Below are 12,251 nucleotides of genomic sequence, written 5' to 3' on the forward strand. Positions count from 1 at the left end.
CTATATTTATACGGCTAAATAATACCAATCCGCTTAATTAAGTATTATTGTGGATTGGTAAAACACCCCAGTGTAGTACTACATTGGGGTGTTTTATTTGTATTAACTTAATTTATGCCATAACAATAAAGCCGACAACGGCAAGTGCCGCGGCAATTAATGTATAAGGCAGTTGTGTTACTGCATGGCTAATTAAATTACAGCCAGAGCCTTGTGCTGCAAGTACGGTAGAGTCTGAGTAAAAACAGGCTTGGCTACCAAATGATGAGGCCGATAACAACGCGCCAATAACCATCGGAATATTAGCATCAACGGCAGTTGCCAGTGGCATAACTATTGGGATCGACACAGCAAAAATACCCCAACTAGAGCCTGTAGCAAACGCTAACACTGCCATAGCAATAAATACCACCGCCGGTAAGTATTGGGCAGTCATGTACGGGCTCAAACTACCGATCACAAACTGCGCTAAGCCAATTAAGTCGCACACATCTTTAAATATAAATGCCGCTATTACAGTGCCAATAGCCGGTATCATGCTTTTAAAGCCATCAAGCATGCGCTCTATCATTTCGCTAAAGCTCATTAATTTTTGTAGTGCATAAAAAGGAAGCGTTACCGCCATAGTTGCCAATAAGCCTTTATATACATCTATTTCAAAGTAAACTGTAAAGGCTACTAGTAAAATTATAGGCAGTAAAAAGTTGTGTAATTTTCCTTTAGGGTCGGCATCTTCAAAGCTTTCTTCTACTGCTTTTACAGCGTATTCGTCTGCTGTTTGAATATCACTAAATTGCGCAGGGTCTACAGTGGCTTGCTCAACTTGCGCTAACCTTTCGGCTTTTTTCATAGGCCCAATAGCAGGTATAACACCCAGTACCACTAACAAAACCACCAATACTGCAAACCAGGCGTAAAACATATAAGGAATGGCTTGAATATAAACCGCAATGCCTTTGCCTTCCTCGGCAATGCCGTTATCGACTAACAAGCCGCCAAAAAATACCGCCCAAGTCGATAAAGGGACAAGTACGCAAATAGGTGCCGCTGTTGAATCTACAACGTAGGCAAGCATTTCTCGGCTAACTTTAAATTTATCGGTAATGCGTTTCATCGTTTCACCAACGGTAAGCGCATTTAAATAGTCATCAATAAAAATAACCACACCTAAACAAAAGGTCATAAACAAAGAAGAGCGTTTACCTTTAGTGTATTTTAGCGCTAATTTGCCAAACGCCGATGCACCGCCAGTGCGCACTAATAAAGCGATTAAAGCGCCGAAGCCTCCGCACACGAGTATTAACCAACCTATGGTTTCGTCGGTCATTACTTTAAGTGACGTGCTGGCAAAGTTAGCAAGCACCTGAGCTGGGTCGGCTATTACTAAGCCAACTAAAGCGCCAATAAGTAAAGATAAAATAGGGCGACGTAAAACAACAGCCAATACCACAACCACCGCTGGTGGCAGTAAACTTAATGCAGAAGGTTCAAGCATTTAAAGATTCACAAAATTAAAAGCATATTTAAATAATAAATTGCTTAACAAAAACAAAGCAGGTAATAGTTATTACGTGCCAAGTCACTGCTTTTGCCGCGTAGGGTGCTTTGCTGTTATGTTAAATTAATAGCGAAAGGGAAACGCGTTGGCTTTGGCGCCAGACGGTGCAAGAGAAGCATGCCGCTATTGTTGTGCCTGTAAAAACATCGGCGCAAAAATAATCCGGTTTTGTATTTCAGTCAATAAAAATTTACGTACAAAATAACTTTTTATAGGAGATAACGTGGAGGCCGTATTTAAAACCCAACGTTTATTATTGCGCTATGCAAATGAGCACGATGCAGCCATGTTACTTACTTTGGTGAATCAGCCAAATTTTATAAAATATATTGGCGATAAAGCCATTTATACGCACAGCGATGCCAAGCGCTACATTGAGCAATCGTTTAGGGCAGCCCATAAACACCAAGGGTTTGGCCCTTATATTATTACTTTACACAATGGTGAAGTAGTAGGAGTTGTGGGTTTTTATAAACGCGACGTACTGCAACTGCCAGATTTAGGTTTTGCCTTGTTAACCCGTTATGAGAAAAACGGTTATATTTTTGAAGCGGCCAAAGCGCTATTACAAAAAAGGCACACACTTGGGATAAAACAGGTCAGTGCTATCTGCGCAGCTAATAATACCGCATCTCATGGTGTATTATTAAAGTTAGGTTTTAATAGGGTAGGCAAGGCGGTTATTAATAATGATAAAACCGCCGTAACTATATATGGTTATTAAAGGCGCGCTTGCTCTATGGCTTTTGCTACGCTTAGGTTTATGTTTTGCCAAGTTTGCTCAAGGGTAGCCACTAAGCCATCGTAACCGTCATCTTCTATTGGAACTACATGCGAAAAATTATGCACACTAATTAGGCGGCGGCCGGTTTCTGGGTGGGTGTAATATAAGCGCCACAGGCCAGAAATATCAGCGTTGCCTTGCATATCACCATTAAAGTGGTGCACTTCATATTCAAGCTCGTAAAACGTTTGCTGATCAAGCTCGGTAATTACCGGTAAGCCCTTAATAACCATCCAATTAGGCATTGCATTAAAAAGGGTTTGTTGCGCTGTAGCGGTGAGCATCACATCGGGCGATTCACCCCATAGGTTGTAATTTGCCGCATGAATTTGGTTGCTATCAATTTTCATTGCTATGCCCAAATTATTTAAAGCGCCTCTAAGGGCCACGGTTTGCACTCTTAATTGGGCATCAGTTTCTTTTACATGGCGTGATGATGAAGCAATGGGTTGTTCAAACTGATAATACTGCGTTGCGGTTTGAATTGACGCACTGCACCCTGCAAGGGTAATTAACACGGTTATGGCTAAAAATAAGTGTTTCATTATTGCTTCCTTGGTTGTGGATCAGCAGGGAGTGCTTTGTCAAAAATAAACATATTAGGTTGTTCGTTTAAACCCCGTGTAAGCGGCTGAATTTCTTCACTTAAGCGTTTAAATTCAAGCAAGGTTTGCTGTAATTGATGATGAAACTCAGAGCCGGCCTGATAACTTGCCATGGTTTTATCAAATTGACGCATGGTCACTTCAAACTGCTCCATACTTTTGGTCATTTTATCAAAGTTACGGTTAAAGTCGCCGGGTAAGTTTTGGGTATCTTTTTGGCTTAATAACGCACGCATTTCATTAGCAAGCGCTTGGTAGTCGCTAAATGTAGCCTGCATTTGCGCTAGGCTGTCTTCAATTTTTAAATCGTTTACCTTGTTAAGCACATCCGAGACCTGATCGGCAAGCACCGTAATGCCGCTAGAAATACTCGGAAATACATCATACTGGGCAAGTTTTGCTAAATGCGCTTTTGGGGCGTCGGGGTATATATCAAAATCTACATACACTGCACCAGTTAAAAGGTTGCCAGGTTTTAAAGAAGCGCGCATACCATTTTTTATCCAGCCGGTTAGGCTACTTTGCCAAAACTCTTTGGCCGCTGCGCTATCGTGATATAAACGACCATACTCTATTTTAATCAGTACCGGCACCGCCGTATTATGGTTTTTAAAATGTGCAGGTTTACCATTAACAATAACGTTAGCGGGGGCTTCTACCACGGTACCAATTCGGGTGCCGCGATATTCCACAGGCGCGCCGGGTCTTAGGCCACGTATAGATTGTTCAAAATCAATAATGTAGTAATCAAAGTCGTAAAAGCGCTCTTCTAGTGCTTCTTTGTAGCTTTGGCTTAGCGAAAAGTTGTGGCCGTCTTGGGCTAAGTCGCCTGGGGCTTGTTGCTCTGGCAAGCCAACCGAAATACCGCCTTTGAGAAGTTTACTTAATGAGCCGGTACTTATATTAATACCATCGGCCGACAAATCTATTTCAATGCCGGCATTAACCCAAAATATAGAGTTTAATGTTATGAGGTTTTGATACGGTTCGTTAATAAAAATACCGTACTTCATTGCTTGGTTTTTCCAGTCAAAAGTAGCGGTTTCTATTTGGCCTATTTTATAGTTTTTAAAAAATATCCCAGTGCTTACCTCTAGCACTTCAGCGTTGTAGCTGAGTAACTGAAAACGCCCACCTTTTACATCTTTACCAATAAGGGCTGGCTCGTCTTGTAATACAAAACGCTCTTTTAGTTTTTTACTCTCCCCCGGTGAAAACTCTAAATAAACACCCGACAAAAGCGTACTCATACCACTAATGCCCGTTTCGTCTATACGGGGTTTAACAACCCAAATTTTAGCATCGTCGGTGAGGAGCTCATTATAGTTTTTGTCTATTTGTGCGCGGGCAATAACGCTATCTTGCGAGTCAGAAAGGCGTATAGCATCAATTTGACCAATTTTAACACTGCGCACTTTTATTTCTGTTTTACCTGCAATAATGCCTTCTGCGTGGGGCATTTTTATATAAATAGTAGGGCCTACATTTGCTTGGTATTGATACAACATCCATATACCAACTAATAAGGCTATCAGTGGAATAATCCAAATAGCAGAAATTTTTGGTTTTGTTGTTACATTAGCCGTTTCGGTCATGCTTTATTCTCTGAATGTTTGTTTTTTGGTGTATCCCACAACAAGCGCGGATCAAACGCATGTGCAGCCATCATTTGGCATATTACCATAACAGTAAAAAATACAATGCCTAGCCCTGGGGTAATTGACATTAAGTTGCCTAGTTGCACTAAGGCAACGAGTATAGCAACAACAAATACATCGATCATTGACCATTTGCCAATAAATTCAGTAAGTTGATAAATTTTAGTATAGCCTTTTGTGTGCTTGTTAGCAGGTTTTGCCACCATAATGCATAAAAAACTAAGCACAAAGGCTTTGGCCAGTGGCACCACCACGCTGGCCAAAAATATAATGGCAGCAATGGGGTAGGAGCCACTTTTCCAAAGTGTCAGTACGCCGCCAATTAAGGTTGACGGTGACACATCACCCAGGCTGGTGGTATGCATTATTGGTAATAGATTTGCAGGTATGTAACACAGCACAGAGGTCACTAACCAAGCCGTTGCTTTTTGAACACTGTTGGGGTTTCTTACATGGGTTTTAGTGTGACAACGCGGGCAAATACTACTTTTACACAGTTGATGGCATACGTGGCAAGCTTTTATGTTTTGATCAATAGCGCGCTTGGCATGTGCTGCGTCTTCAAGTGTTGTTGCTGGTTTAATATGTGCCCATAAGCGCGGCTTATTTAAATGGGCAAGCGCCGCAATATACATAATAACAAAGCCAATATATGCCCAAAAGCTGGTGCCAAAACTAATGTCGGCAAGCGACATAATTTTAACCATGCTTACTAACACGCCAATTAAAAATATTTCAGACATGATCCACGGCTCAAGGGCCAAGGTAAACTTGAGCAATCGCCTAGCGATGGCCTCAGGCAAGGATTGCAAAAGCCCAAGATGCATAGGAATAAGAATGATTAGTAAGCTCATTGGCAGCGCAATAATGCTTAAATCAATAAATAAGCCAAGTAACTCACTGTCGTAATTAAATAAAATTCGGGCAGCATCGGGCAGGGTGATGGTTTGCGTTATGCCGCTGCTACTAAAAGAAATAAACGGGTAAAACATGCTGCTTAATAGCATTAGTAATGAGCCAATACTTAGCGCAACCACTTTACTGTCGTTGTTTACATCGCCTTCGCACAACTTATGGTGACAATGCGGGCACACTGCCATTTGCTTATCGGCTATTGCGGGTATATCAATTATTAGGTCGCAGCACGGGCAAATTGTTTGCAAGTTATAACCATCAAAGAAGAATGTTTACGCAATTTTGCTATATTTAAGTTATTAATACAACGCGATTCATCATTAAGTGCAATAACAATACGTTAAGGATAGATGTGAGGCTGTTATTACTTTGCTTTATTAGCTGTTTTTTTATAAGCCCTCCAGTGTCTGCCGCTTGGCAAAAACAGCCAATTGTGATTGCTGCCAGTGCGACTATTCCTCCCTATGTAATAGAAAAAACAGATACGGGTATACAACTTAATATAATTAAAGCGGCACTTATTGAGCAAGGCTTAGATAATATTGTGGTTATTTACATGTCTAACAAGCGCGCCGAGCAGCAACTGCATAGCGGTAATGTGGATATACTGCTTAATTACGCAGGAAAGCGCGGCGCAGGTATTTACCCTAGTCAGCCAGTATTGAGTTACAAAAATGTGGCGGTATCACTTAAAAAGCGCAACTTTACGATTGAGACTATAAAAGAGCTAAACAATAAAAGTGTATTAGGATTTCAACATGCAACAGCTTATTTACCACCCCCATTTGCAAAAGGGGTTGCTCAGTTTGCAAGTTATGAAGAAGTAGTTAATCAGCGTGCGCAAGTCGATAGGCTAATGAAAGACTGGGTGGATGTAATTATCCTCGATGAGCGCATATTTCATTACTATAACAATGACTATACGCACTCATTACCCGTTAATATTCACCCAATTTTTCCAAAAGCCCCACGCCCTGCTTATTTTAACAACGCAGTGCTGCAAAAAACATTTGATAAAGGCTTGCTAACTATAAACGCAAAGGGAAAATATCAACAAATAATGAGTGGTTACCACTAAGCTCATTAGTAAGCTAAGCGGTACTTAATCAAACAAAGCAACGGTTTGACGTGTCAAAGCAATTAGCTCCCCCGATTGCGACCAAATACAGCCATCTTCTAAGCCATAACCCCCTTTAGCATGATGTGTAATTGCTTCAAAGCCTAACCATTCACCGGGTGTAAGCGTTGGCTCTTGCACAAATTCTAAATACCACGACATGCTACTTGCAGGAGCTGGCTGTTTAAACATTTGTAATAATGTAGGAGGCCACGCATCGGTAAGGGCTATTATATGTGCTTCGGTAATTGCCTCTGGGGTATGTTTAAAGCGCATCCAGCCGCCTAAATGCGAGGTCTGTGCAGCGCTAAAAGGCATAGCGCCTTGCTGCGGACATAAATCAACATGTTGGAAAAACTGAGGCATTTGCCCTTCAATAAACGGCAATGTATGACGTGCATCCACAGGCTTTAATCCCATTTCTTTACTAACCGGTACATTAACACCCGATTGCCTATCAATAGCAAAACACGCTTGGACAATAACGCACACTTGTTCACTCTGAATCACTTTAGCTAATACCTGAGTACTGCTTTTACCTTGGCGTAAAATTTCAACTGACAATGAAAAAGGTGTGTTGGCAAGCAGCGGCCCAACAAAATTAGTGCTTAAAGACAGTAATCGTCTACTTGGGTCAATGTGTTTTCTGATTGCTTGATAAAGTAGTGCAGCAGAAAGGCCACCAAAAGCGGTTCTACCTTGGCACCAATTAGCAGGAAACTCCATTGTATTGCTGTTATTGGCAAGCGAAGCCGAAGAAGAGCTTGAAATAGCAGAGGCTTGTTTTAATAAGTCACCAAAATGCATCGTTAATATCCTTGAAATTATCATTATCAGACATATATAGCACATAACAACTGGTCAGACTAGTTGTGTTAAATAGGTGTGTTTGGCGTAAAAAACATCAAACCCTACTTTTATTAAGGTTTTTTGTTAAATAAATTACAAAAAATGAATTTTTTTTCATTTTTACAGTTGAATTAACTTTGTGGCATCCCTATTTACTAGTCATCGAACGTATTAACGAATTTGAAGTTGGAGAAGATTCATGGGTAAAATTATTGGAATCGATTTAGGTACTACAAACTCTTGTGTTGCAGTACTTGATGGTGATAAAGCACGTGTTATTGAAAATGCGGAAGGCGATCGCACAACCCCGTCTATTATTGCTTACACGCAAGACGGTGAGACTCTAGTAGGTCAACCTGCTAAGCGTCAAGCGGTTACTAACCCAACTAACACGTTATTTGCAATTAAGCGTTTAATTGGTCGTCGTTTTGAAGACGAAGAAGTACAACGCGATATCGGTATTATGCCGTTCAAAATCATCAAAGCTGATAACGGCGATGCATGGGTTGAAGCGGGCGGTGAAAAACGCGCTGCACCACAAATTTCTGCAGAAGTACTTAAAAAAATGAAGAAAACGGCAGAAGACTTCTTAGGTGAAGAAGTAACTGAAGCTGTAATCACAGTACCTGCATACTTTAACGATTCACAACGTCAAGCAACAAAAGATGCTGGTCGTATTGCGGGTCTTGAAGTTAAACGTATCATCAATGAGCCAACAGCTGCTGCCCTTGCTTACGGCATGGACAAAAACAAAGGTGAAAATGTTGTTGCAGTATACGACTTAGGTGGTGGTACTTTCGATTTATCAATCATTGAAATTGATGAAGTTGAAGGCGAGCACACATTTGAAGTACTTGCTACAAACGGTGATACTCACTTAGGTGGTGAAGATTTCGATAACCGCGTAATCAACTACTTAGTAGCTGAGTTCAAGAAAGACCAAGGTATCGATTTACAAAACGATCCGCTTGCTATGCAACGTGTTAAAGAAGCGGCTGAAAAAGCGAAAATCGAACTATCATCTGCACAATCTACAGAAGTTAACCTTCCGTACGTGACTGCCGATGCATCAGGTCCTAAGCACATGAACGTTAAACTAACGCGTGCTAAACTTGAGTCATTAGTTGAAGACTTAGTAACTAAGTCAATTGAGCCACTTAAACGTGCTCTAGCGGATGCTGATTTATCTGTAAATGATATTAACGATATCATTTTAGTAGGTGGTCAAACACGTATGCCACTAGTACAAAAAACAGTTGCTGAGTTCTTTGGTAAAGAGCCACGTAAAGATGTTAACCCTGATGAAGCTGTAGCAGTAGGCGCGGCAATTCAAGGTGGTGTATTAGCAGGTGACGTTAAAGACGTACTATTACTAGACGTGTCTCCATTATCGCTAGGTATTGAGACAATGGGCTCAGTAATGACCGCGCTAATTGAGAAAAATACAACGATTCCTACTAAGAAATCGCAAACGTTCTCAACGGCAGAAGATAACCAATCTGCCGTTACGATTCACGTACTACAAGGTGAGCGTAAGCGTGCTAGCGACAACAAATCTCTAGGTCAATTTAACCTAGAAGGTATTCGTCCAGCACAACGTGGTACTCCACAAATCGAAGTAACTTTCGATGTAGATGCGGATGGTATCTTACATGTATCAGCGAAAGATAAAGATACAGGTAAAGAGCAAAAAATCACGATTCAAGCGTCTTCAGGCTTAAGCGATGAAGAAGTAGAAAAAATGGTTCGTGATGCAGAAGCTAACGCTGAAGAAGATAAAAAGTTTGAAGAGCTAGTAGCAACTCGTAACCAAGCTGATGCAATGGTACACGGTACTCGCAAGCAAATTGAAGAAGCTGGCGATGCACTACCAAGCGAAGACAAAGATGCAATTGAAGCAGCTGTTGTTGACCTTGAAGCAGCTATTAAGAGCGATGACAAAGCAGAAATTGAAGCTAAAACGCAAGCACTTGCTGAAAAGTCTCAAAAGCTAATGGAAATCGCTCAAGCTAAAGCGCAACAAGGTGGCGCAGATGCAGGCGAGCAACCACAACAGTCTGCTAAGCAAGACGACGATGTAGTTGATGCTGAGTTTGAAGAAGTAAAAGACGACAAGTAATTGTCAGCTAAGCTTCTAACTAGCCTAAACAACATGATTTGCTCAAGTTTTTAGGGTAGGATGAACTTTTGAGGCGCGCAGGCTACAGCTTGTCGCGCCTTTTGTATGTATTTAAGGTTTAAAATTTTCATGATAAATCGATGTGATTTATCGGTTTATCCCGCAGCCTAGCTGCAAATAGAAAAGAGTAGTGTGATAGATATGTCAAAACGCGATTATTACGAAGTTCTCGGCGTAAGCAAAGATGCAAGCGAGAGAGACATAAAAAAAGCGTATAAACGCTTAGCGATGAAATATCACCCAGATCGTACCGCCGGTGATAAAGATCTCGAAACTAAATTTAAAGAAGTAAAAGAAGCTTACGAGATTTTAACCGACGATCAAAAACGTCAAATGTATGACCAATACGGCCATGCTGCCTTTGAACAAGGCGGTGGCGGCGGTCACGGTGGCTTTGGCGGTGGTGGTCAAGGCGATTTTGGTGATATTTTTGGTGATGTGTTCGGTGACATTTTTGGTGGCGGTGGTGGCCGTCGTCAATCGCGTCAACAACGTGGATCAGATTTACGTTACAACATGGACCTAAGCTTAGAAGAAGCGGTTCGTGGTAAAGAAGTAGAAATAAAAGTACCTACGTGGGTTAGCTGTAAGCCATGTGATGGCAGTGGTGCAAAAGCGGGCTCTAAGCCTAAAACATGTACTACGTGTCATGGTGCTGGCCAAGTACAAATGCGCCAAGGCTTTTTTGCTGTTCAACAAACGTGTCCTACGTGTCAGGGACAAGGTCAGATTATTTCAGACCCATGTGATAAGTGTCACGGACAAGGGCGTGTTGAGAAAACGAAAACGTTGTCAGTTAAAATTCCAGCAGGCGTAGATACAGGCGATCGTATTCGTTTAACCGGTGAAGGCGAAGCGGGTATGCACGGAGCGCCAGCTGGCGACTTATACGTGCAAGTATCGGTACGCGAACACCCAATTTTTGTACGCGATGCGAATAACTTGTACTGCGAAGTGCCAATTAGCTTTACTACCGCAGGTTTAGGTGGCGAAATTGAAGTGCCTACGCTTGATGGCCGTGCAAAACTTAAAATACCGTCTGAAACACAAACGGGCAAAATGTTCCGTATGCGTGGTAAAGGTGTTAAATCGGTTCGTAGTGGTGCTCAAGGTGACTTAATTTGTAAAGTAGTGATTGAAACGCCAGTTAACTTAAACGAGCGTCAACGCGAGTTACTTAAAGAGTTAGACGAGAGCATGGGCAAAGATAGCTCAAAAAACCGTCCTAAAGAGCAAGGCTTTTTTGACGGCGTTAAAAAGTTTTTTGACGATTTAACTAAGTAATTAGTTATCGTAAAAACTAAAAAAACGGTGCTTGATGCACCGTTTTTTTTGGCTCAAATTCATGTTTTTTAACCATATTACTGGGCACGACTTAGCAATATTATAAAGTGCGTATACTCAATCGATTAATTCACTGATCTATTTTGTTGCCTTGTGCAATTGACTCCACACTGCTTTACCCTTGTACCTATACCCTCGTCAATAAAAGGCTTTTTACGTATCTGCTATTAAGTTACTCTTCAAAATGATTAACCCTTATTGTAGATTAATAATGCGCTTAAAATAATGTGGCTGAATTGTATGACCCCGGCAATAGAATTACTGAAAAAACAAAATGTGCCTCACGATGTACTCAGTTATCAACACGATGCTAATACAACACGTTATGGCCAAGAAGCCGTTGAAAAGTTAAACCTTAATAGTGAGCAGGTATTCAAAACCCTCGTGCTTGAAACCAATGAAGGGCAGTTAATTGTTGCCGTTACACCGGTATCCCAGCAAGTAAATTTAAAGCAATTGGCCAAACTGAGTCACGCTAAAAAGGTCGCAATGGCAAGCGCGCCAAAGGTACAAGCCGCCACGGGGTACATTTTAGGAGGGGTTAGCCCACTTGGGCAAAAAAAGCGACTAACCACTTTTATTCATTCAAGCGCTATGGCCTTTAAAACAGTGTATGTAAGTGCAGGTAAGCGAGGGCTTGAGGTAGCGCTATCGCCAACCGATTTAAAGGCACAAACATGTGCCACCTATGACGATTTTTGAAAACCTCCACAAAAACCAACGCGCCCTATACCATATATTTTAAAGGCGATAATTTGCTGCTTAGGGTATTTTTAACTACAGTCAAAATACCCTTGTACACTATGCATTATGGCAGTATGTATGAATTTTACTGATGTTAATTTTTTTGCCGTGCTTGTGGCGGCGCTTTCCTCTTTTATGCTTGGCGGTATTTGGTACTCAAACGCTTTTTTTAAAAATGCCTGGTTAGAGTGTACAGGCCTTACGGAGCTTGATTTACAAACAGCAAAACCGGCGTTAATTTTTGGCGGCAGTATGGTACTTGCACTTTTGTCGGCGGTGGTGCTTTCATTATTTTTAGGTAAAGAGGCAGGAATGGGAGAGGGCGCCTTTACAGGTTTTGCCATCGGTTTGTTTTGGGTAGGTAGCTCGCTGGGGCTCAGTTACATTTATGAGCAGCGGCCAATCAAGTTATTTATAATTAATGCTGGGTATTACACATTACAATTTACATTAATGGGTTTTATTATAGGTGTATGGCCCTAAGCACGCTAAATAAGG

The 12,251-nt window shown here is 41.4% G+C and carries 11 protein-coding genes; 6 read left to right on the forward strand and 5 right to left on the reverse strand.

What is annotated here, in order from left to right:
* Positions 1-112 precede the first annotated feature (112 nt).
* Positions 113-1,495 carry a Na+/H+ antiporter NhaC family protein gene (locus AN390_RS08860; RefSeq protein WP_055253970.1) on the reverse strand — a complete coding sequence of 461 codons (1,383 nt, stop codon included), beginning with the start codon at positions 1,493-1,495 and terminating at the stop codon, positions 113-115.
* Positions 1,496-1,781: 286 nt separating this feature from the next.
* Here AN390_RS08860 and AN390_RS08865 point away from each other — a divergent pair, with 286 nt between their 5' ends.
* Positions 1,782-2,282 (forward strand): GNAT family N-acetyltransferase, encoded by a 501-nt coding sequence (locus tag AN390_RS08865; RefSeq protein ID WP_055253972.1) that lies wholly within the window; start codon positions 1,782-1,784, stop codon positions 2,280-2,282.
* Here the strand turns inward: AN390_RS08865 and AN390_RS08870 are convergent.
* Genes AN390_RS08870 through AN390_RS08880 form a run of 3 tightly spaced genes read right to left on the reverse strand, consistent with a single transcriptional unit; the run spans position 2,279 to position 5,705 of the window.
* Entirely contained in the window at positions 2,279-2,887 is a 609-nt protein-coding gene (locus tag AN390_RS08870) for a membrane integrity-associated transporter subunit PqiC (protein WP_024031907.1), read from the reverse strand. The two genes, AN390_RS08865 and AN390_RS08870, sit on opposite strands and share 4 nt — an antisense overlap.
* Positions 2,887-4,542: an intermembrane transport protein PqiB gene (pqiB, locus tag AN390_RS08875; RefSeq protein ID WP_029771939.1), complete on the reverse strand. Its 1,656-nt coding sequence runs from the start codon at positions 4,540-4,542 to the stop codon at positions 2,887-2,889. The genes AN390_RS08870 and pqiB overlap by 1 nt, the downstream gene beginning before the upstream one ends.
* A complete protein-coding gene (locus AN390_RS08880) occupies positions 4,539-5,705 on the reverse strand; it encodes a paraquat-inducible protein A (protein WP_236695089.1) in 1,167 nt (388 codons plus the stop codon). The genes pqiB and AN390_RS08880 overlap by 4 nt, the downstream gene beginning before the upstream one ends.
* A gap of 218 nt (positions 5,706-5,923) precedes the next feature.
* Here AN390_RS08880 and AN390_RS08885 point away from each other — a divergent pair, with 218 nt between their 5' ends.
* Entirely contained in the window at positions 5,924-6,598 is a 675-nt protein-coding gene (locus AN390_RS08885; RefSeq protein ID WP_164488078.1) for an ABC transporter substrate-binding protein, read from the forward strand.
* A gap of 24 nt (positions 6,599-6,622) precedes the next feature.
* On the opposite strand, the gene AN390_RS08890 is transcribed toward AN390_RS08885, so the two are convergent.
* Entirely contained in the window at positions 6,623-7,444 is an 822-nt protein-coding gene (locus tag AN390_RS08890; RefSeq protein WP_055253977.1) for a thioesterase family protein, read from the reverse strand.
* A gap of 241 nt (positions 7,445-7,685) precedes the next feature.
* Between AN390_RS08890 and dnaK the strand changes: the two genes are divergently transcribed.
* From dnaK to AN390_RS08910, 4 genes are all read left to right on the forward strand, one after another.
* A complete protein-coding gene (dnaK, locus tag AN390_RS08895; RefSeq protein WP_024031902.1) occupies positions 7,686-9,605 on the forward strand; it encodes a molecular chaperone DnaK in 1,920 nt (639 codons plus the stop codon).
* A gap of 201 nt (positions 9,606-9,806) precedes the next feature.
* On the forward strand, positions 9,807-10,949 hold the full coding sequence (dnaJ, locus tag AN390_RS08900) for a molecular chaperone DnaJ (RefSeq protein ID WP_024031901.1): 1,143 nt from the start codon (positions 9,807-9,809) through the stop codon (positions 10,947-10,949).
* Positions 10,950-11,249: 300 nt separating this feature from the next.
* The gene (gene ybaK / locus AN390_RS08905; RefSeq protein ID WP_055253979.1) at positions 11,250-11,711 is read left to right on the forward strand and encodes a Cys-tRNA(Pro) deacylase; all 462 of its coding nucleotides are present in this window, start codon (positions 11,250-11,252) and stop codon (positions 11,709-11,711) included.
* A 120-nt stretch (positions 11,712-11,831) separates the two neighbouring features.
* Positions 11,832-12,236, forward strand: coding sequence for a DUF1761 domain-containing protein (locus AN390_RS08910; protein WP_004588719.1), 405 nt, complete (start codon positions 11,832-11,834; stop codon positions 12,234-12,236).
* Positions 12,237-12,251: the final 15 nt, after the last annotated feature.

The sequence above is a fragment of the Pseudoalteromonas sp. P1-11 genome (assembly GCF_001399995.1).
Lineage (GTDB): Bacteria > Pseudomonadota > Gammaproteobacteria > Enterobacterales > Alteromonadaceae > Pseudoalteromonas > Pseudoalteromonas atlantica.

What these genes read in the sequence shown, in the direction of transcription:
- AN390_RS08860 (WP_055253970.1), bottom strand. Translation starts at nt 1,495, where the DNA reads ATGCTTGAACCTTCTGCATTAAGTTTACTGCCACCAGCGGTGGTTGTG.
- AN390_RS08870 (WP_024031907.1), bottom strand. Translation starts at nt 2,887, where the DNA reads ATGAAACACTTATTTTTAGCCATAACCGTGTTAATTACCCTTGCAGGG.
- pqiB (WP_029771939.1), bottom strand. Translation starts at nt 4,542, where the DNA reads ATGACCGAAACGGCTAATGTAACAACAAAACCAAAAATTTCTGCTATT.
- AN390_RS08880 (WP_236695089.1), bottom strand. Translation starts at nt 5,705, where the DNA reads ATGGCAGTGTGCCCGCATTGTCACCATAAGTTGTGCGAAGGCGATGTA.
- AN390_RS08890 (WP_055253977.1), bottom strand. Translation starts at nt 7,444, where the DNA reads ATGCATTTTGGTGACTTATTAAAACAAGCCTCTGCTATTTCAAGCTCT.
- dnaK (WP_024031902.1), top strand. Translation starts at nt 7,686, where the DNA reads ATGGGTAAAATTATTGGAATCGATTTAGGTACTACAAACTCTTGTGTT.
- dnaJ (WP_024031901.1), top strand. Translation starts at nt 9,807, where the DNA reads ATGTCAAAACGCGATTATTACGAAGTTCTCGGCGTAAGCAAAGATGCA.
- ybaK (WP_055253979.1), top strand. Translation starts at nt 11,250, where the DNA reads ATGACCCCGGCAATAGAATTACTGAAAAAACAAAATGTGCCTCACGAT.
- AN390_RS08910 (WP_004588719.1), top strand. Translation starts at nt 11,832, where the DNA reads ATGAATTTTACTGATGTTAATTTTTTTGCCGTGCTTGTGGCGGCGCTT.